General features: G+C 60.3%; 18 protein-coding genes. 2 read left to right on the top strand and 16 right to left on the bottom strand.

Going from position 1 to position 20810, the window contains the following annotated elements; all coding sequences use genetic code 11:
• Window positions 1-89: 89 nt before the first annotated feature.
• Window positions 90-413, top strand: coding sequence for a ferredoxin FdxA (gene fdxA, locus BT116_RS11310; RefSeq protein WP_030139464.1), 324 nt, complete (start codon window positions 90-92; stop codon window positions 411-413).
• Between the two features lie 491 nt (window positions 414-904).
• On the opposite strand, the gene rpoS is transcribed toward fdxA, so the two are convergent.
• The 8 genes from rpoS to BT116_RS11350 form a co-directional block, all read right to left on the bottom strand.
• A complete protein-coding gene (gene rpoS / locus BT116_RS11315) occupies window positions 905-1912 on the bottom strand; it encodes an RNA polymerase sigma factor RpoS (protein ID WP_003198289.1) in 1008 nt (335 codons plus the stop codon).
• Between the two features lie 106 nt (window positions 1913-2018).
• Window positions 2019-2864 carry a peptidoglycan DD-metalloendopeptidase family protein gene (locus tag BT116_RS11320; protein ID WP_072343376.1) on the bottom strand — a complete coding sequence of 282 codons (846 nt, stop codon included), beginning with the start codon at window positions 2862-2864 and terminating at the stop codon, window positions 2019-2021.
• 211 nt (window positions 2865-3075) lie between these two features.
• Window positions 3076-3711 carry a protein-L-isoaspartate(D-aspartate) O-methyltransferase gene (locus tag BT116_RS11325; RefSeq protein ID WP_170845943.1) on the bottom strand — a complete coding sequence of 212 codons (636 nt, stop codon included), beginning with the start codon at window positions 3709-3711 and terminating at the stop codon, window positions 3076-3078.
• Window positions 3712-3752: 41 nt separating this feature from the next.
• A complete protein-coding gene (gene surE, locus BT116_RS11330) occupies window positions 3753-4502 on the bottom strand; it encodes a 5'/3'-nucleotidase SurE (RefSeq protein ID WP_072343382.1) in 750 nt (249 codons plus the stop codon).
• Window positions 4490-5548 carry a tRNA pseudouridine(13) synthase TruD gene (gene truD, locus BT116_RS11335; RefSeq protein ID WP_072343384.1) on the bottom strand — a complete coding sequence of 353 codons (1059 nt, stop codon included), beginning with the start codon at window positions 5546-5548 and terminating at the stop codon, window positions 4490-4492. The genes surE and truD overlap by 13 nt, the downstream gene beginning before the upstream one ends.
• A complete protein-coding gene (gene ispF / locus BT116_RS11340) occupies window positions 5545-6018 on the bottom strand; it encodes a 2-C-methyl-D-erythritol 2,4-cyclodiphosphate synthase (RefSeq protein WP_072343388.1) in 474 nt (157 codons plus the stop codon). Before ispF ends, truD begins: the two co-directional genes overlap by 4 nt.
• A 43-nt stretch (window positions 6019-6061) precedes the next feature.
• On the bottom strand, window positions 6062-6907 hold the full coding sequence (gene fghA / locus BT116_RS11345) for an S-formylglutathione hydrolase (protein WP_072343391.1): 846 nt from the start codon (window positions 6905-6907) through the stop codon (window positions 6062-6064).
• 88 nt (window positions 6908-6995) lie between these two features.
• Window positions 6996-8108 carry an S-(hydroxymethyl)glutathione dehydrogenase/class III alcohol dehydrogenase gene (locus tag BT116_RS11350; protein WP_072343393.1) on the bottom strand — a complete coding sequence of 371 codons (1113 nt, stop codon included), beginning with the start codon at window positions 8106-8108 and terminating at the stop codon, window positions 6996-6998.
• Window positions 8109-8215: 107 nt separating this feature from the next.
• Here BT116_RS11350 and BT116_RS11355 point away from each other — a divergent pair, with 107 nt between their 5' ends.
• Entirely contained in the window at window positions 8216-9112 is an 897-nt protein-coding gene (locus tag BT116_RS11355) for a LysR family transcriptional regulator (protein ID WP_072343395.1), read from the top strand.
• A gap of 52 nt (window positions 9113-9164) precedes the next feature.
• Here BT116_RS11355 and ispD read toward each other — a convergent pair whose 3' ends face one another.
• The 8 genes from ispD to dnaE all read right to left on the bottom strand — a co-directional run bounded on the left by ispD (window position 9165) and on the right by dnaE (window position 20649).
• A complete protein-coding gene (gene ispD / locus BT116_RS11360) occupies window positions 9165-9872 on the bottom strand; it encodes a 2-C-methyl-D-erythritol 4-phosphate cytidylyltransferase (RefSeq protein WP_072343398.1) in 708 nt (235 codons plus the stop codon).
• Entirely contained in the window at window positions 9869-10147 is a 279-nt protein-coding gene (gene ftsB, locus BT116_RS11365) for a cell division protein FtsB (RefSeq protein WP_003184873.1), read from the bottom strand. The genes ispD and ftsB overlap by 4 nt, the downstream gene beginning before the upstream one ends.
• A gap of 170 nt (window positions 10148-10317) precedes the next feature.
• A complete protein-coding gene (gene eno / locus BT116_RS11370) occupies window positions 10318-11607 on the bottom strand; it encodes a phosphopyruvate hydratase (protein WP_030139475.1) in 1290 nt (429 codons plus the stop codon).
• Between the two features lie 204 nt (window positions 11608-11811).
• Window positions 11812-12657 (bottom strand): 3-deoxy-8-phosphooctulonate synthase, encoded by an 846-nt coding sequence (kdsA, locus tag BT116_RS11375; RefSeq protein ID WP_063322754.1) that lies wholly within the window; start codon window positions 12655-12657, stop codon window positions 11812-11814.
• 4 nt (window positions 12658-12661) lie between these two features.
• Window positions 12662-14293 (bottom strand): CTP synthase, encoded by a 1632-nt coding sequence (locus BT116_RS11380; RefSeq protein WP_003198266.1) that lies wholly within the window; start codon window positions 14291-14293, stop codon window positions 12662-12664.
• Between the two features lie 274 nt (window positions 14294-14567).
• Window positions 14568-15896, bottom strand: a complete 1329-nt coding sequence (gene tilS, locus BT116_RS11385; RefSeq protein WP_072343400.1) for a tRNA lysidine(34) synthetase TilS — start codon at window positions 15894-15896, stop codon at window positions 14568-14570.
• Window positions 15897-16030: 134 nt separating this feature from the next.
• Window positions 16031-16978, bottom strand: a complete 948-nt coding sequence (locus BT116_RS11390) for an acetyl-CoA carboxylase carboxyltransferase subunit alpha (protein WP_072343403.1) — start codon at window positions 16976-16978, stop codon at window positions 16031-16033.
• A 149-nt stretch (window positions 16979-17127) separates the two neighbouring features.
• Complete coding sequence (dnaE, locus tag BT116_RS11395) at window positions 17128-20649, bottom strand: DNA polymerase III subunit alpha (protein WP_072343405.1); 3522 nt, start codon at window positions 20647-20649, stop codon at window positions 17128-17130.
• Window positions 20650-20810: the final 161 nt, after the last annotated feature.

The raw sequence follows: 20810 nt of genomic DNA on the forward strand, positions 1-20810 counted from the left end.
ATTAGCCTGGTTCGCAGACTATCGCTCCCAAACCTGGCGACCCTACCGTGAAGGGGCTTCGCTGCCGCCGCCTGAGGAGAGAATTAGAAATGACCTTCGTCGTCACCGACAACTGCATCAAGTGCAAGTACACCGACTGCGTAGAAGTGTGTCCGGTGGACTGCTTTTACGAAGGGCCGAATTTCCTGGTCATTCACCCGGACGAGTGCATCGACTGCGCCCTGTGTGAACCGGAATGCCCGGCGAATGCCATTTTCTCGGAAGACGAAGTGCCGGCCGGCATGGAGAACTTCATCGAGCTGAACGCCGAACTGGCAGACATCTGGCCGAACATCACCGAGAAGAAAGACGCGCTGCCTGACGCCGAAGAGTGGGACGGCAAGACTGGCAAGATCGCAGACCTGGAACGCTGATTGCCCAGCGTTCGCTAAAAAGGCCCCTTGCGGGCCTTTTTTGCTTTTTCGGATCAAGAAATCGCAGGCAAAAAAAGGGGCGGTTTGACCCGCCCACATTTTTTCCCTAATCCCTTTAATCCTTTTCATCATCCTGATGAATCGCGTCCTGCGATGTCCTTCCTTCCCATCGTCCTTGACGGGTGTGTCTGTCCGTCGACACAGGACTGATATTAGTATTTTCCCTGGCGAGTGCAACGCGGCTGATACAGGTGGCTTGCTCTGTCACGTCACCTTCACAAAATAAAAACCCTTATAAATCATATAAATACAAAAAAATCACAATACTTATAGCAGTCTGTCCCGCCAATGAGAAACCGATCACTTACGCGACACTAGGCAAAGGCTTACAAGTCGAACCTACAAATAGAGCGACCCTGGAAAAAACAATCCTTCCGAAACGGAAAAGCCCCGAACCAGTCGGGGCTTTTCTTGCTGATGCTGCACTCGGGTTATTGAAACAGCGACTCACTCGACAGGCCATTCTTCTCCAGGATCTCCCGGAGGCGCTTGAGGCCCTCCACCTGGATCTGCCTGACCCGTTCACGGGTCAAACCAATCTCCAGGCCTACATCTTCAAGCGTGCTGCTTTCATGACCGCGCAAGCCGAAGCGGCGAATCACCACTTCCCGTTGTTTGTCCGTAAGTTCCGAAAGCCACTGGTCAATGCTCTGGGACAAGTCATCGTCCTGGAGCAACTCGCACGGATCGGTCGGACGATCGTCGGTCAGGGTATCCAGCAGGGTCTTATCCGAGTCCGGCCCCAGTGAGACATCTACCGAAGAGACACGCTCGTTGAGCCCAAGCATGCGCTTGACCTCACCTACCGGTTTTTCCAGCAGGTTGGCGATTTCTTCGGGTGAAGGCTCATGGTCGAGCTTCTGGGTCAACTCGCGGGCGGCCCGCAGATAGACGTTCAGTTCCTTGACCACATGAATCGGCAACCGGATCGTCCGGGTCTGGTTCATGATCGCCCGTTCGATGGTCTGGCGGATCCACCAGGTGGCGTAGGTCGAGAAGCGGAAGCCGCGCTCGGGGTCGAATTTCTCGACGGCGCGAATCAGGCCCAGGTTGCCCTCTTCGATCAGGTCCAGCAGCGAAAGCCCACGATTGACGTAGCGTCGGGCGATTTTCACCACCAGGCGCAGGTTGCTTTCAATCATGCGTTTTCGACCGGCCGGGTCGCCACTTTGCGACAGCCGCGCAAAATGAACTTCTTCCTCTGGGGAGAGCAGTGGCGAAAAACCGATTTCGTTGAGGTACAGCTGAGTGGCGTCCAGCGCCCGGGTGTAATCGATGTACTTATGTTGTTTAAGCGAAGCGGAGTGTTTGGATTTGGCACGAACGGAAGGTGGAGTCGCCCCTTCATCATTCGACATCGAATCCATAGCGATGCCGGTCTCCATAAGGAGAACCTCATCGTCGATGTCAAACTCCGGCACTTCTTTACTGAGAGCCATTGTTATAGTCCTTTGGTGAGTTCGACCTCAAGCCCAAGCGACGCCTTTATCCTTGGCAACGCTGGAGCCTGTTCCCTCTACGTGACGGAACAGGCTGACAATCAAATCAACGCCGAGGCAGGAATTGCAGCGGATCGACTGGTTTACCTTGCCGGCGAATCTCAAAATGCAGTTTCACCCGGTCTGTTCCCGTTGATCCCATTTCGGCAATTGTCTGTCCGACTTTGACCTGCTGCCCCTCCCGAACCAACAGCCTGCGGTTGTGACCGTAGGCACTGACGTAGGTATCGCTGTGTTTGATGATCACGAGTTCGCCGTAGCCCCTCAAACCACTCCCGGCGTACACAACCGTGCCATCAGACGCGGCTAAAACAGGCTGTCCCAAATTCCCGGCGATATCAATTCCTTTATTCAAACTACCGTTTGAAGAGAATTTTCCAATGAGAACGCCATCAGAAGGCCATCCCCAGCCGGTCGGGGCGGGGCCTGCGGGAGGCATTGGAGCAGGGGCTGGTTTGCTCGCGACGGACGGTACTACCGCCGTCCCAGCCCCCGTCGGCCGGCGAATGACCGTGGTCTTGCTCGACGAAGAAGGCGTCGAACCCGACTGCGTAACCACCGCGGTAGGCGTTGAACCGCTACGGCCATCGAAGCGAATCGTCTGACCGGGGTGAATCGTATAAGGCGCAGGAATGTTGTTGCGCGCCGCGAGGGCTTTGTAGTCCCAGCCGTAGCGGAAAGCGATGGAAAACAGCGTATCGCCGCGACGGACTACATATTGGCCGGTCGTTACTGTAGGACGTTGCGGTGTTGCACTGTTGCGATCGACAACCCGCACATTACTCGACGGCGTACTGGAACATCCGACCAGCAAAGTGCTCAAGACGAGGCCAGTCACCAGGCGCTGAAAGCTCGTGATACCCATACGCTGCGCAATGACTGTGAGACTCACCCGCCGCTCCCTTTGTGGTGGCAGAAAAATTGGAAACTGCCTGTCCAGGCAGAACTCATACAAATATAGCTGGCAACGACTACGCCTCTATTAATGAAGCGCAACGTGCCGCCGCACACGTTTGCTCGACGCCGTTGGACTCTGTTCAGCAAATCGGTGCCGCTGTAAGACACAGGCCAGGCCATGGAATTCAGCGTGTGTTTATAAATGCTCAGGCCAACGGCCCATTGAGTAACGGCACGAACCGCACCGCCCCCAGGACGTGCCGTGAAAAACCATGTTCCTCACGCACGATCAGCATCAGTTGCTGGACTTCACCGGCGCCCACCGGAATGACCAGTCGCCCGCCGGGAGCAAGCTGATCCAGCAGGGCCTGGGGTACATCGGTGGCCACCGCGGTCACGATGATGCCGTTGTACGGTGCCAGGGCCGGCCACCCCTCCCAGCCATCTCCCCAGCGAAACACCACGTTGCGCAGGTTCAACTCCGCCAGGCGTTCCTTGGCGCGATCCTGCAGTACCTTGATCCGCTCTACGGAAAACACCCGCTCGACCAGTTGCGACAACACCGCCGTCTGGTAACCCGAGCCGGTACCGATCTCCAGCACCTTGTCCAGCGGCCCCGCCTCCAGCAGCAACTCGCTCATGCGGGCCACCATGTATGGCTGGGAAATGGTCTGGTTATGGCCGATCGGCAACGCCGTGTCTTCATAGGCGCGATGGGCCAGGGCTTCATCGACGAACAGATGGCGCGGCGTACGGCGAATCACCTCCAACACCTGGGCGTTGGAGAGACCTTCTTCGTAGAGACGCTGGATCAGTCGTTCACGGGTGCGCTGGGAGGTCATGCCGATTCCGCGGCGCAGCATATCGTCTTGCTCACGAGCCATCAGCGCAGCCCCTCCAGCCAGCCATCGAGATTTCGAAAGGCGTCGTTGAAGGTACGGTCCAACTGCAACGGCGTGATCGAGACATAACCTTGCATCACCGCATGGAAATCAGTGCCCGGCCCGCCGTCTTCGGCATCACCGGCGGCGGCGATCCAGTAACCGGCCTTGCCGCGCGGGTCGACGACATGCATTGGTTTGGCGGCCCGGGCACGGTGGCCCAGGCGAGTGAGCTGGATGCCACGGATGTGATCGAGCGGCAGGTTGGGGATATTCACGTTCAGTACCGTGCGTGGCGGCAGCTCCAACTCGCCGTGGGCTTCGACCAGTTTACGGGCGAAATAGGCAGCGGTCGGCAAGTTATCGACCTGCCGCGAAACAAACGAAAAGGCAAACGATGGCTTGTCCAGGAAACGACCTTCCAGGGCGGCGGCAACCGTGCCGGAATAAAGCACGTCGTCCCCCAGGTTGGCACCCAGGTTGATACCTGACGCCACCATGTCCGGCTCGCGCTCCAGCAAGCCGTTGAGGCCCAGGTGCACGCAATCGGTCGGCGTCCCGTTGAGGCTGATGAAACCGTTATCCAGATAGCAGGGGTGCAACGGACGGTCGAGCGTCAGCGAGCTGCTGGCGCCGCTTTTGTCCTGGTCCGGGGCGATGACCACGCACTCGGCAAAATCCGCCAGCGCAGCATAAAGCGCGGCAAGACCGGGTGCTGTCACCCCGTCGTCGTTAGAAATCAGAATACGCATGGGCTGTCCGTCTGCCCCACCGGCACCAAATCGACGAGTTCGCGCACCAAGACAGTGGCGAAACATCCGGCCGGCAGGACGAATTCCAGTTGCAGAATGTCAGGCTGGGGATAATGCCACGACAGGCCGCCAATGGGCAGTCGCAGGATGCGACGTTCGTGACTCATTCCCGCGTTTATCAACCAGTCCCGCAGGTCGGCTTCGCCCGCGGCGATGGCTTGTTCCAACTCGAACGTCGCGCCGGCGGCAGGCGACGGTCCTTCGCCCCACTGCGGCCCGGTCGGGTGCAGGTCGAGAATGGCCAGGCGCGGGTCGCTGCACTCAGCCTCGCCGGCAGGGAAAAAACTGCGGCTGTCGGTGAAGGCGAGCAAGTCACCCACCTGCGCTTGCTGCCAGGTACCGTCGGCAACCCGCGCCGCCAACACCCGGTTGAACAGAAAGCTGCGGGCGGTGGACAACAACCGCGAGCGTACATTGCGCTGTTCCGGCAACGCCTTGCGCGCCGCCCAGGCCCGGGCATCGACGACATTGCCGCCGTCATGGCCGAAGCGCTGGGCGCCAAAATAGTTGGGGATGCCCTGGCGGACGATCTGTTGCAGCCGCGTATCGATCGCCGTCGTGTCGCCGTTGAATTGAGTCAGGCGCAAGGTAAAGCCATTGGCCGAGTGCGCGCCGCGTTGCAGCTTGCGCCTGTGGCGTGCGGTCTTGAGGATTTTCAGCGTGTCGTTCTCTGCCGCCGACAGGTCCGGATCGGCCTTGCCCGGCAATTGGACGCTGAACCACTGGCGGGTCAGGGCCTGACGGTCCTTGAGCCCGGCGTAGCTGACAGTGCGCAACGGCACGCCGGCAGCCTTGGCGATTCGCCGGGCGGCTTCTTCGGTGTTCAAACCCCGTTTTTCAACCCAGATCCACAAGTGCTCGCCATCACCGGTCAACGGGATGTCGAGCACTTCATCGACCTGGAAATCTTCAGCGGTGGCCTTGAGTACCGCACTGCCCAGCGGTTCGCCGTAGGCCCGCGGCCCCAACAGTTCCAGTTCGGTCATGGGCGCAGCAACAAGGCAACGGAGTGGACGGCAATGCCTTCTTCGCGACCGACGAAGCCCAGCTTCTCGGTGGTGGTGGCTTTCACGTTCACTTGGTCCAACTCAACTTGAAGATCCTCGGCAATCAATTGGCGCATCGCTTCGATGTGCGGCGCCATCTTGGGGGCCTGGGCAACGATGGTGTTATCGACATTGCCGACTTTCCAGCCCTTGGCGTGGATCAGCGAAACCACATGACGCAGCAGCACGCGGCTGTCGGCGCCCTTGAATTGCGGGTCGGTGTCGGGGAAGTGCTGGCCGATGTCACCCAGGGCCGCCGCGCCGAGCAGTGCATCGCTCAAGGCATGCAGCAGGACATCACCGTCAGAATGCGCAAGCAGCCCGAAGCCGTGTGCGATCCGCACGCCGCCCAGAGTAATGAAGTCGCCTTCAGCGAAACGGTGAACATCGTAGCCGTGGCCAATACGCATAAAAAAACGCCCCGATTTTTGTCAGGGCGTGATTCTACCTGCATTAGACGTTTAGAGCGCGCGCATGATGCTGCAAGTGGTCGTCGATGAAGCTGGCGATGAAGAAGTAACTGTGGTCGTAGCCCGGTTGCAAGCGCAATTCCAACGGATGGTCGGCAGCCTTGGCCGCCTGTTGCAGGGCTTCGGGCTTGAGCTGGTTGGCCAGGAAATCATCACGATCACCCTGGTCCACCAGCAATGGCAGCTTCTCCTGCGCCTCGGCAATCAACGCACAGGCATCCCATTCACGCCATTTCGAGCGGTCTTCCCCCAGGTAACGAGAGAAAGCCTTCTGGCCCCATGGGCAATCCATCGGATTGTTGATCGGCGAAAAGGCCGACACCGAACGGTAACGCCCCGGGTTGCGCAAGGCGCAGACCAGCGCACCGTGGCCGCCCATGGAGTGGCCACTGATGCCACGTTTGTCAGAAGCCGGGAAATGCGCTTCGACCAGCGCCGGCAATTCCTGCACCACGTAGTCATGCATCCGATAGTGCCGCGCCCACGGATCCTGCGTGGCGTTCAGATAAAAACCCGCCCCCAGGCCGAAGTCCCAGGCGCCGTCCGGATCGCCCGGCACGTCGGCGCCACGGGGGCTGGTGTCCGGCGCAACGATGATCAGGCCCAACTCGGCGGCCATGCGCTGGGCACCGGCCTTTTGCATGAAGTTCTCGTCGGTGCAGGTCAACCCGGACAACCAGTACAGAACAGGCAACTTGCCGCCCTGCTCCGCTTGCGGCGGCAGGTACACGGCAAACACCATGTCACAACCGAGCACGTCGGAACGGTGCCGGTAACGTTTGTGCCAGCCGTCGAAGCTTTTCTGGCAGGAGAGATTTTCGAGGTTCATTGCATTTCAGCCTCAAGCCTCAAGCCTCAAGCTGCAAGAGAACGCGATGCCCACTTGCAGCTTGTAGCTTGCCGCTTGCAGCTGCTCCTTAAAAATTAATGACGGTGCGGATGCTCTTGCCTTCATGCATCAGGTCGAATGCCTTGTTGATATCTTCCAGGCCCATGGTGTGGGTAATGAAAGTATCCAGCGGGATCTCGCCCTTCTCGGCCATTTCCACATAGCTTGGCAATTCGCTGCGACCGCGCACGCCACCAAAGGCCGAACCGCGCCAGACGCGCCCGGTCACCAACTGGAAGGGACGGGTGGCGATTTCCTGGCCGGCGCCGGCCACGCCGATGATCACCGACTCGCCCCAGCCTTTGTGGCAGCACTCCAGCGCGGCACGCATCAACTGGACATTGCCGATGCACTCGAAGGAAAAGTCCACGCCGCCGTCGGTCATATCCACGATGACCTCCTGGATCGGACGATCGAAGTCTTTCGGGTTGACGCAATCGGTGGCACCCAGTTGCTTGGCGATTTCGAACTTGGCCGGGTTGATGTCAATGGCAATGATGCGCGAGGCCTTGGCCTTCACGGCACCAATCACCGCCGACAGGCCGATGCCGCCCAGGCCGAAGATCGCAACGGTGTCGCCTGGCTTGACCTTGGCGGTGTTGAGGACCGCGCCGATACCGGTGGTGACGCCGCACCCCAGCAGGCAGACTTTTTCCAGCGGGGCTTCTTTTGGAATCTTCGCGACGGAGATTTCCGGCAGTACGGTGTACTCCGAGAATGTCGAGGTGCCCATGTAGTGGAAAATCGTCTCGCCCTTGTAGGAAAAGCGCGAAGTGCCGTCCGGCATCAGGCCTTTGCCCTGGGTGGCGCGAATCGCTTGGCAGAGGTTGGTCTTGCCCGACTTACAGAATTTGCACTGGCCGCACTCCGGGGTGTACAGCGGGATCACATGGTCCCCCACCGCGACCGAGGTCACGCCTTCGCCGACGGCTTCGACAATAGCGCCGCCTTCGTGGCCGAGGATCGACGGGAAGATCCCTTCCGGGTCGGCGCCCGACAAGGTGTAGGCATCGGTGTGGCAGACACCGGAAGCCACCACGCGCAACAGCACTTCGCCCGCCTTGGGCATGGCGACGTCGACTTCAACGATTTCCAGGGGTTTCTTGGCCTCGAAGGCAACGGCAGCGCGCGACTTGATCATCCGGTCTCTCCAGCAAATAAAAACAAGACCGGGAGTGTAATCCTCCGCCAGACGATGAATAATCCAATCAAAAGCAAAACATTATTGCCGTACAGGGATAATCCTTCATGTCCGAAAACCGCTGGGAGGGGATCGACGAGTTCGTCGCCGTAGCCGAATGCAGTCAATTCACCGCCGCCGCCGAACGCCTCGGGGTGTCGTCCTCCCATATCAGTCGACAAATCGTACGGCTCGAAGAACGTCTACAGACACGTTTGCTGTACCGCAGTACCCGCCGAGTGACACTGACCGAGGCCGGGCAAACCTTTTTGCAGCATTGCCAGCGCCTGCAGGACGGACGCGAGGAAGCACTGCGGGCCGTCGGCGACTTGGCCAGCGAACCCAAGGGCATGCTGCGCATGACCTGCGCCGTGGCCTATGGCGAGCGGTTTATCGTGCCGCTGGTGACGCGCTTCATGGGGCTCTACCCGCAACTGCGGGTCGACATCGAGCTGAGCAATCGCCCATTGGACCTGGTACATGAGAGCCTGGACCTGGCGATTCGCCTGGGTCGCTTGCAGGACTCCCGCCTGGTCGCTACGCGCCTGGCACCGCGGCGCATGTACCTGTGCGCTTCACCCTCATACCTGGAACGCTACGGGCGACCCCACAGTCTGTCGGAACTGAGCCGCCACAATTGTCTGATCGGCAGCTCCGACATCTGGCAACTGGAACAGAACGGGCGGGAATTTTCCCAACGGGTACAGGGAAACTGGCGCTGCAACAGCGGGCAAGCGGTGCTCGATGCGGCGCTGCAGGGCGTGGGGTTGTGCCAACTGCCGGATTATTACGTGCTGGAGCATTTGCACAGTGGTGCGTTGATCTCGCTGTTGGAAGCCCATCAGCCGCCGAATACGGCGGTGTGGGCGTTGTATCCACAGCAGCGGCATCTGTCGCCGAAGGTGCGCAAGTTGGTGGAGTATTTGAAGGAAGGGTTGGCTGGGCGGCCGGAGTATCGGGGGTGACCGGGGGTCTTTGTTGCCTGGGCTGACGATCTAACGAGGGAACAGATCCCGTTTAATGCCGATTCGCCCAGCGCTGGCGCAACCACTCCAAATCTTCCGGCCGGGTGACCTTGATGTTATCGGCCCGCCCTTCGATCAGCCGTGGCGCCTGCCCCGCCCACTCCATGGCGGACGCGTCATCGGTAATCACCGCATCCGCCACCAGGCTGTCAGCCAGGGCCCGATGCAAGGCGCCGAGGCGGAACATCTGTGGCGTGTAGGCTTGCCAGATCACGCTGCGATCAACGGTCTCCAGCACGCGGCCGTGTTTGTCGACGCGCTTGAGGGTGTCGCGCGCCGGAACGGCCAGCAGGCCACCGACCGGGTCGTTCGCCAACTCGCTGAGCAGTGTGTCCAGGTCGGCCCGGGCCAGGTTGGGCCGGGCAGCGTCGTGCACCAGTACCCAGTCGTGATCGTCGGCGCCCTGCTCGTGCAGGTGCAGCAAGGCATTGAGCACTGAATCCGAACGTTGCTCGCCACCGTCGACACGCTGGATGCGTGTGTCGTTGGCACAGGCCAGGGTCGGCCAGTAGGGATCATCGTGTGCGAGGCTGACCACCACGCCCTTGACGGTGGGATGGTCGAGAAAACAGCCGAGGCTGTGTTCAAGAATTGTGCGTCCGCCCAATTGCAAGTATTGCTTGGGACGGTCCGCAGCCATACGAGCGCCAACGCCCGCGGCAGGAATTACGGCCCAGAAGGCCGGCAAACGAATACTCATTGGGCCAACTGGTAGAGGGTTTCGCCCTCCTTGACCATGCCCAGTTCATGTCGAGCCCGCTCTTCAACGGTCTCCATGCCTTTTTTCAGCTCTGTCACTTCGGCGTCCATCACCCGATTACGCTCCAGCAGCGCCTCGTTTTCGGCGTGTTGGTCGGCAATTTGCTGAGTCAGGTCGGCCACTTGCGCCAAGCTGCCATTGCCCACCCACAGGCGGTACTGCAGGCCGGCCAGCAACAGGAGCAAGACAAGAAACAACCAATTGGGACTGCGCATCGAATATCAGTATCCAGTGAAAAAAGACCGCCATGCCAAACTTTGAAGCGTCTGATAGCACGAAGCCTGGAAGAACCAGGCTTGTGCTTGATAAGGCATCAGATTAGAGGCAAAACCGCCGCCATGGCGACTTTTGCGACCTAAACCGCTGTCTTTTTACCATTTACCGCTTAACCGCGAAACTCGGCGCGACCGTTGTACTTGGCCTTGCCATTCAATTGCTCTTCGATACGCAGCAGTTGGTTGTACTTGGAAACGCGATCGGAACGGCACAGCGAACCGGTCTTGATCTGGCCCGCCGCAGTGCCCACGGCCAGGTCGGCAATGGTCGAGTCTTCGGTTTCACCGGAACGGTGGGAGATCACGGCGGTGTAGCCGGCAGCCTTGGCCATCTGGATGGCTTCCAGGGTTTCGGTCAGGGTGCCGATCTGGTTGAACTTGATCAGGATCGAATTGGCGATCTTCTTGTCGATGCCTTCTTTCAGGATCTTGGTGTTGGTCACGAACAGGTCGTCACCCACCAGCTGGGTTTTCTCGCCGATCTTGTCGGTGAGGATTTTCCAGCCAGCCCAGTCGGACTCGTCCAGGCCGTCTTCGATGGAGATGATCGGATAACGTTCGGTCAGGCCCTTGAGGTAGTCGGCGAAACCTTCGGCAGTGAACACCTGGCCTTCGCCGGACAGGTTGTACTTGCCGTCTTCGAAGAACTCACTGGCGGCGCAGTCCAGAGCCAGGGTCACGTCGGTGCCCAGCTTGTAGCCAGCGTTGGCCACGGCTTCGGAGATCACTTTCAGCGCGTCTTCGTTGGACGCCAGGTTCGGTGCGAAACCGCCTTCGTCGCCAACCGCAGTGCTCAGGCCACGGGCTTTGAGCACAGCCTTGAGGTGATGGAAAATCTCGGTGCCCATGCGCAGGCCTTCGGAGAAGGTCTTGGCGCCAACCGGCTGCACCATGAATTCCTGGATGTCGACGTTGTTATCGGCATGCTCGCCGCCGTTGATGATGTTCATCATCGGCACCGGCATCGAGTAGACACCCGGGGTACCGTTGAGGTTGGCGATGTGGGCGTACAGCGGCAGGTCCTGGTCCTGGGCCGCGGCCTTGGCAGCGGCCAGGGACACGGCGAGGATCGCGTTGGCGCCCAGGGTGGCTTTGTTTTCGGTACCGTCGAGCTTGATCATCGCGTGATCGAGGGCTTTCTGGTCGGCAGGATCCTTGCCCAGCAACAGGTCACGGATCGGACCGTTGATGTTGGCGACGGCTTTGAGCACGCCCTTGCCCAGGTAACGGCTCTTGTCGCCATCACGCAGCTCCAGCGCTTCGCGCGAGCCAGTGGAAGCACCGGACGGCGCGCAGGCGCTGCCGATGATACCGTTGTCGAGAAGCACGTCCGCTTCAACAGTGGGGTTGCCACGGGAGTCGAGAACTTCACGACCTTTGATGTCGACGATTTTTGCCATTGTTGTAAACACTCCAAAGTTGACTAGAACGTTGCAGGAAGCTTGCTCCCACTCGGCTGCGACACGACTTGAACTCAACGGGAGCGCTTCGCACTCCCGCGGGAGCAAGCGCCCTTGCCACAGGGTACAAGGCGTGCCCTCAAGAACGGTGCGGCCCGCAGGCCAGAGCGATAATCGAGCGGTACTTTACCGGAGAAAACCGCGTTACGCGGTTTCTATCGTCGGAAAACTCTTGACCAGCTCGTCCAACGCCTTGAGCTGAGACAGGAAGGGTTCCAGCTTGTTCAAACGCAAGGCACAAGGACCATCGCACTTGGCGTTGTCTGGATCGGGGTGGGCTTCAAGGAACAGGCCGGCCAGGGACTGGCTCATGCCCGCCTTGGCCAGGTCAGTGACCTGGGCGCGACGACCGCCAGCGGAGTCGGAACGGCCGCCAGGCATCTGCAAGGCATGCGTCACGTCGAAGAGCACCGGGTACTCAAACTGCTTCATGATGCCGAAGCCGAGCATGTCCACCACCAGGTTGTTGTAGCCGAAGCTCGAACCACGCTCGCAGAGGATCAACTGGTCATTGCCGGCCTCTTCGCACTTGCTCAGGATGTGTTTCATTTCCTGGGGCGCGAGGAACTGGGCTTTCTTGATATTGATCACCGCGCCGGTCTTGGCCATCGCGACCACCAGGTCGGTCTGGCGCGACAGGAAGGCCGGCAACTGGATGACGTCGCAGACCTCGGCAGCGACGGCGGCCTGGACCGGCTCGTGGACGTCGGTGATGATCGGCACGCCAAAGGCTTGCTTGATGTCCTGGAAGATCCGCATGCCTTCTTCCAGGCCTGGGCCACGGTAGGACGTCACCGACGAACGGTTGGCCTTGTCGAAACTGGCCTTGAAGACATAAGGAATCCCCAGTTTCTGGGTAACCTTCACGTACTCTTCGCAGACCTGCATCGCCATGTCGCGGCTTTCCAGCACGTTCATGCCGCCAAACAGCACCATGGGTTTGTCGTTGGCAACCTCGATGTCGCCGACGCGGATGATCTTCTGAGCCATCGTCTTATGCCTTTTTCTGGTGTTGAGCCAAAGCGGCTTTCACGAAACCGCTGAACAACGGATGACCGTCCCGTGGTGTCGAGGTGAACTCGGGGTGGAACTGGCAGGCGACGAACCATGGGTGATCCGGGGCCTCGACCACTTCGACCAGCGCGCCGTCACCGGAACGACCGGAGATTTTCAGGCCGGCTTCGATCAACTGCGGCAGCAGGTTGTTGTTCACTTCGTAGCGATGACGGTGACGCTCGACGATCACATCCTTGGCGTAGCAATCGTGCACCTTGGAGCCGGCTTCCAGCAGGCATTCCTGGGCACCGAGACGCATGGTGCCGCCCAGGTCCGAACTTTCGGTACGCACTTCCACGGCACCGGTGGCGTCTTCCCACTCGGTGATCAGGCCCACGACCGGATGGCCGCTGGCGCGATCGAATTCGGTGGAGTTGGCATCTTTCCAGCCCAACACGTTACGGGCGAACTCGATGACCGCCACTTGCATGCCCAGGCAGATACCCAGGTAGGGCACCTTGTTTTCGCGAGCGTATTGCACGGCAGTGATCTTGCCTTCCACGCCCCGCAGGCCGAAGCCGCCCGGCACGAGGATCGCATCGGCGCCTTCGAGCAGGCCGGTGCCCTGGTTCTCGATGTCTTCGGAATCGATGTAGCGCAGGTTGACCTTGGTACGGTTGCTAATGCCGGCGTGACTCATCGCCTCGATCAGCGACTTGTAGGCGTCCAGCAGCTCCATGTACTTGCCAACCATGGCGATGGTGACTTCGTGCTCCGGGTTGAGCTTGGCATCGACCACGGCTTCCCACTCGGACAGATCGGCACTGGCGCATTGCAGGCCGAAGCGCTCGACGACGAAGTCGTCCAGGCCCTGGGAGTGCAGGATGCCCGGAATCTTGTAGATGGTGTCGGCGTCTTCCAGACCGATGACCGCACGCTCTTCAACGTTGGTGAACTGGGCGATCTTGCGACGCGAAGAGATGTCGATCGGGTGATCGGAGCGGCAGATCAGGACATCTGGCTGCAGGCCGATGGAACGCAGCTCCTTGACCGAGTGCTGGGTGGGCTTGGTCTTGGTTTCGCCGGCCGTGGCGATGTACGGCACCAGTGTCAGGTGCATCAGCATCGCGCGCTTGGCGCCGATTTCAAAACGCAACTGGCGGATGGCCTCGAGGAACGGCTGGGACTCGATGTCGCCCACGGTGCCGCCGATTTCGACCATCGCCACGTCGGCATCGCCAGCACCCTTGATGATGCGGCGCTTGATTTCGTCGGTGATGTGCGGGATGACCTGGATGGTCGCGCCCAGGTAGTCACCACGACGCTCCTTGCGCAGCACGTGTTCGTAGACACGGCCGGTGGTGAAATTGTTGTTCTGGGTCATGGTCGTGCGGATGAACCGCTCGTAGTGGCCCAGGTCCAGGTCGGTCTCGGCCCCGTCGTGGGTGACGAACACTTCACCGTGCTGGAACGGGCTCATGGTGCCCGGGTCGACGTTGATGTACGGGTCCAGCTTGAGCATGGTGACCTTAAGTCCCCGCGCCTCCAGGATGGCCGCCAATGAAGCCGAGGCAATGCCTTTCCCCAATGAAGAAACAACACCGCCCGTGACGAATATGTAGCGCGTCATGAAAAACCCTAGAAGTCTGCGTTAAAGCGGTCCGAGCCGCCGGGGAAAGCGAAGGAAGGCCGAAGCCCCCGATCACCTGCATTAATCACAGTGCACCTTTCAAAAAAACCGCCGCGTTGGGACAGACCGGAAGTGAAATCACCGGTACGTTGCTCGCTACACATTTTTTGGAATCGCCCAGCAAAGACTGCTTGGTAATCGGCAACTCCTGCAATTCAGGCGAATCCACAGAAGTTGTATCAAGAAGGGAGCGTAGTCTACCGGAAAGCCCCTTTCAGCTCAAACCCAGATCTTGGTTTCCTGGCGTCCAGATCAATTGCCAACTGCCATCAGCCTGTGCATCGAGCCCGGCCAGGTTGGCCACCGCCAGCAAGTGCTCGCCCTGATAGAGCAGCGGCAATCGACCGCGAACGAACACCGGCACGGCCTTTTCATTGAGCAAACGCTTGAGGTCACGATGACCACGACCCGCTAACACCATCACCTCGCCGCCTTGACGATAGCGCACGCTAAGCGGTCCCGCAGGCGGCGTGCCGTCGAGCACTACCCGACCATTGCCCGGCAAGCGCAGCGCAACCGCCGGATCGGCCCAGTCGACGGTGCCTGGCAGCGAACATAGCCAGTGGTCGGATAACCACCAGACCCGCCCGGCGGCGCGATGCAGCTCGCCCCCGGCCAGGCGCCAGATCGGCCGGGCATCGTCGGCGGCATCGCGCAACGAGTCCCAGCCCGACCAGTGATCGGTGTCAGGCAGCAGGGTCATCGGTGCCAGCCAGTGGCTCAAGGCGTTGCGCTGACGGGCCGGCGACAACGCCCGCAAAGGCGCCAGCGCCAGGGATTGCAGCCCGAGCCAGTCGAACGCGCCCGGGGTCGCGGCCCGGGCCAGGTCGATTTGCGCCAGATCGTCCAGCAACCCCTGGGCTTCGCCCATGTGCGCAGCGCTACGAGCCAGGGTCGTCGAAGCTTGGGGCCATTGCTTGGCCAACACTGGAAAAACTCGCTGACGCAGGTAATTGCGCGCGTACCGATGGTCGTCGTTGGAGGGGTCTTCGATCCAGCTCAAGCCTTGCTGCCTCGCATAGGCTTCCAGCTCCGCCCGGGGCACATCGAGCAAGGGCCGCAGCAAATGCCCTTGGCCCAAAGGACGCTGCGCCGGCATCGCCGCCAGGCCCTTCACCCCCGCTCCCCTGAGCAGGCGAAACAGCAGGGTTTCGGCCTGGTCATCGCGATGCTGGGCAGTGAGCAGCACTTCATCGCTGTGGATCGCCGCGACAAATGCCGCGTAACGCGCTTCCCGCGCGGCGCGCTCGACACTGGGGCCTGGGCGCACTTGCACAGCCACCACGTCCAGCGGCACGCCCAGGGCCACACAGACCGAACGGCAATGCTCCGGCCACGCCTCGGCCACCGCCTGGAGGCCGTGATGCACATGGATAGCGCTCAGCGGGGGCAAGGGTTGGCGTTGAGAAAGGGTTACGAGCAGGTGCAGCAGGACGGTGGAGTCGAGGCCGCCGGAGAAGGCGATGCGCCAGGTGGCGGCGTTGCGCCAGGGGAGCATGTGCTTGAGGAGCCGGGTTGGCAGATCAATCGTAGGCTGATTCATCGCAACTGCCTTCACACAAATCAAATGTGGGAGCGAGCTTGCTCGCGATAGCGGTGTATCAGTCAACTTATCTGTTGAATGTTAACCCGTCATCGCGAGCAAGCTCGCTCCCACACAGGGGTACAGCGCTTGAATCAGAGGCCGTAGCTCATCAACCGCTCGTAGCGACGAGCCAGCAGCGCTTCGTTGTCGAACTTCTTGAGCATCGACAGTTGCGAGCTCAGCTCGGCGCGGATCAGTGCCGCCGCTGCAGCCGGATCGCGGTGAGCGCCGCCGACTGGCTCGCTGATCACTTTATCGACGATACCCAGGCCTTTGAGACGCTCGGCGGTAATGCCCATGGCCTCGGCGGCATCCGGCGCCTTCTCGGCGGTTTTCCACAAGATCGAGGCGCAACCTTCCGGCGAGATCACCGCATAAGTGGAATATTGCAGCATGTTCAACTGGTCGCAGACGCCGATGGCCAACGCACCGCCGGAACCGCCTTCGCCAATCACGGTGGCGATGATCGGGGTTTTCAGGCGTGCCATGACGCGCAGGTTCCAGGCAATTGCTTCGCTCTGGTTGCGCTCTTCGGCGTCGATGCCCGGGTAGGCACCCGGCGTGTCGATGAAGGTCAGGATCGGCATCTTGAAACGCTCGGCCATTTCCATCAGGCGGCAGGCCTTGCGGTAGCCTTCCGGACGCGGCATGCCGAAGTTGCGGCGTACTTTCTCGCGCACTTCGCGGCCTTTCTGGTGACCGATCACCATCACTGGCTGGTTTTCCAGACGGGCGACACCGCCGACGATCGCGGCGTCGTCGGAGAAGTGACGATCGCCATGCAGCTCATCGAACTCGGTAAAGATGTGCTCGATGTAGTCCAGGGTATAGGGACGACGCGGATGACGCGCCAGGCGAGCGATCTGCCAGCTGGTCAGCTTGCCGAAGATGTCTTCGGTCAGCGTGCGACTTTTGTCCTGCAGACGAGAGATTTCATCGCCGATATTCAGCGAATTGTCATTACCGACCAAGCGCAACTCTTCGATCTTGGCTTGCAGGTCGGCGATCGGCTGTTCGAAATCTAGAAAATTCGGGTTCATAGGCGTCCGTCTTGGGTCGACGCCCAAGAGAGCTTGGGCCGGCCGGTTGTCTATTCGCGCCTACCTTAAGGGAGAGGCGCGTTCAGGTCGAGATTAAAAATTCGGGTCGAGATCAGGGGTATTCCGGTTTCAAGAATGGCCCCTGGCCGTCAACGGTATTGGAGGAAGACGTTGTCTTTGCCGAACTGGTCACGCAAGGCTTGAATCAACGCATCCGCCGGATCGATCCGCCAGCCTTCGCCAAACTGCAACACAGCCTTGGCATCGGGGCGTACGTACTCCATGGTGATCGGACAAGCACCGCGATGGCGCTTGAACAATTCGCCCAACCAGCGTAGCTGATCGCCCTTGAGATCCTGGGTCTGCAACTTCAGGCGCAGGCTTTCAGCCAGGTTGGTACGGGCATCTTCCATGCTCATCACCCGCTTGACCCGCAGCCGCAGGCCACCGGAAAAGTCATCGTTGCTGACCTCGCCTTCCACCACCACCATCGCATCGGTCTGCAACAGCGACTGCGCCGAGTGGAACGCATCGGCGAAAAGTGACGCCTCGATGCGCCCGGAGCGGTCGTCGAGGGTGATGAAGCCCATCTTGTCGCCCTTTTTGTTCTTCATCACCCGCAGGGCGATGATCATGCCGGCGACGGTTTGCGTATCGCGCGCCGGCTTGAGGTCGATGATGCGCTGACGGGCGAAACGGCGGATCTCGCCTTCGTATTCGTCGATCGGGTGCCCGGTGAGGTACAGGCCCAGGGTGTCTTTCTCACCCTTGAGGCGCTCCTTGAGGGTCAGCTCCTTGGCCTTGCGATGATTGCCGTAGACATCGGCGTCTTCTTCGACGAACAGCCCGCCAAACAGGTCGGCATGGCCGCTGTCATGGGTGCGGGCAGTCTGTTCGGCGGCCTTGATCGCCTCCTCCATTGCCGCCAGCAACACCGCGCGGTTGCGGTCGATGTTGGCCTGGTAGGCCTTGGGTTCGTCCTGGAAATAAGGCCCCAGGCGGTCCAGGGCGCCACTGCGAATCAAGCCGTCGAGGGTGCGCTTGTTGATGCGCTTGAGGTCAACCCGGGCGCAGAAATCGAACAGATCCTTGAACGGCCCGTCCTGGCGCGCTTCGGTGATGGCTTCCACCGGCCCCTCGCCCACCCCCTTGATCGCGCCCAGGCCGTAAATGATGCGGCCTTCGTCGTTCACCGTGAACTTGAACTCCGAAGCGTTCACGTCCGGTGCGTCGAGGCGCAGCTTCATGGTCCGCACTTCTTCGATCAAGGTCACGACCTTGTCGGTGTTGTGCATATCCGCCGACAGTACCGCGGCCATGAATGGCGCCGGGTAATGCGCCTTCAACCATGCCGTCTGATACGACACCAGGCCATAGGCGGCGGAGTGGGATTTGTTGAAGCCGTAGCCGGCGAATTTTTCCACCAGGTCGAAGATGTTGCCTGCCAGGTCCGCATCAATGCCGTTGTTCGCGCAACCTTCGATGAAACCGCCGCGCTGCTTGGCCATTTCCTCGGGCTTTTTCTTACCCATGGCTCGACGCAGCATGTCCGCGCCGCCGAGGGTGTAGCCGGCCATCACCTGGGCAATCTGCATCACCTGTTCCTGGTACAGGATGATGCCGTAGGTCGGGGCCAGCACCGGCTTGAGGCCGTCGTACTGATAATCCGGGTGCGGGTACGCCAGCTCGGCGCGGCCGTGCTTACGGTTGATGAAGTCATCCACCATGCCCGATTGCAGGGGCCCCGGACGGAACAGGGCCACCAGTGCGATCAGGTCTTCCAGGCAGTCGGGCTTGAGCTTCTTGATCAGCTCCTTCATGCCCCGGGATTCAAGCTGGAACACCGCCGTTGTTTCGGCTTTTTGCAGCAGGCTGTAGGTCGGCTTGTCATCCAGCGGGATGAAGGCAATGTCCAGTGGTTCTTCGCCGACCTTGGCCCGGTCGCGGTTGATGGTTTTCAGCGCCCAATCGATGATGGTCAGGGTGCGCAGGCCGAGGAAGTCGAACTTCACCAGGCCTGCCGCCTCGACGTCGTCCTTGTCGAACTGGGTCACCAGGCCGTCGCCTTCTTCATCGCAATAGATCGGCGAGAAGTCGGTCAGTTTGGTCGGCGCGATCACCACGCCACCGGCGTGCTTGCCAACGTTACGCACCACGCCTTCGAGCTTGCGGGCCATCTCCCAGATTTCCGCGGCTTCTTCATCGACCTTGATGAAGTCCCGCAGGATTTCTTCCTGCTCGTAGGCCTTCTCCAGGGTCATGCCGACTTCGAACGGAATCATCTTCGACAGACGATCCGCCAGGCCGTAGGACTTGCCCTGCACCCGCGCCACGTCACGCACCACCGCCTTGGCGGCCATGGAACCGAAGGTGATGATCTGGCTCACCGCGTTGCGGCCGTATTTCTCGGCCACGTAGTCGATGACCCGGTCGCGACCGTCCATGCAGAAGTCGACGTCGAAGTCGGGCATGGATACCCGCTCAGGGTTGAGGAAACGTTCGAACAGCAGGTCATATTCAAGCGGGTCGAGGTCGGTGATCTTCTGCACATAGGCCACCAACGACCCGGCACCCGATCCACGGCCAGGGCCCACCGGCACGCCATTGTTCTTGGCCCACTGGATGAAGTCCATCACGATGAGGAAGTAACCGGGAAAACCCATCTGGATGATGATATCCAGCTCGAAATTCAACCGATCGACATAGACCTGGCGCTTGGCTTCGTAATCTTCGGTGGTGTCCTTGGGCAACAGGACGCGGAGGCGGTCGTCGAGGCCATCGAAGGAGACTTTGCGGAAATACTCGTCGATGGTCATGCCATCGGGAATCGGGAAGTTGGGCAGGAAGTGCTTGCCCAGCTTCACTTCGATGTTGCAGCGCTTGGCGATCTCGACGGTGTTTTCCAGCGCCTCCGGCAGGTCGCTGAACAACTCGGCCATTTCCTCGGCGCTCTTGAGGTATTGCTGGTCGCTGTAGTTCTTTGGACGGCGCGGATCATCAAGGGCGCGGCCCTCACCGATGCAGACACGGGTTTCGTGGGCCTCGAAATCTTCCTGCTTGATGAAACGCACGTCGTTGGTCGCCACCAGTGGCGCGCCAATCTTGTCGGCCAGGGCCACGGCGGCGTGCAGGTGCTCTTCGTCGTTGGGGCGATTGGTGCGTTGCACTTCGATGTAGAAACGATCGGGGAACACCGCCATCCAGTCGCGTGCCAGGACCTCGGCCTCTTCGGCGTTGCCACTGAGCAGGGCCAGGCCGATTTCACCCTCCTTGGCCGCCGACAGCATGATCAGCCCTTCGCTGGCTTCGGCCACCCACTCGCGCTCGATAATGATCGAGCCATTGCGCTGGCCGTCGATAAAGCCGCGGGAGATCAGCTCGGTGAGGTTGCGATAGCCCACGGCATTCATCACCAGCAGGCTGATGCGACTCAACGGTGCGTCCGGGTCCTTGTTCGACAGCCACAGGTCGGCACCGCAGATCGGCTTGATCCCGGCGCCCATGGCGGCCTTGTAGAACTTGACCAGCGAACACATGTTGTTCTGGTCGGTGACCGCCACGGCAGGCATGTTCATGCCCACCAGGGTCTTGACCAATGGCTTGATCCGCACCAGGCCGTCGACCAGGGAGTATTCAGTGTGCAGGCGTAGATGAACGAATGAAGCCGGCATAGTGATCCTGCGTTAAGTCATGAAAACAACAAGGCCCGGATTGTACCGGGCCTTGGGTAAAACATCAGCCATGAGTGTCGGACCTTGAAAATGCGAACACGGCTTTTGTGGCGAGGGGATTTATCCCCGCTGGGACGCGAAGCGGCCCTTAAACCTGACAA

Source organism: Pseudomonas sp. NFACC16-2 (assembly GCF_900119205.1).
In the GTDB taxonomy this organism is placed as follows: Bacteria; Pseudomonadota; Gammaproteobacteria; order Pseudomonadales; family Pseudomonadaceae; genus Aquipseudomonas; species Aquipseudomonas fluorescens_Q.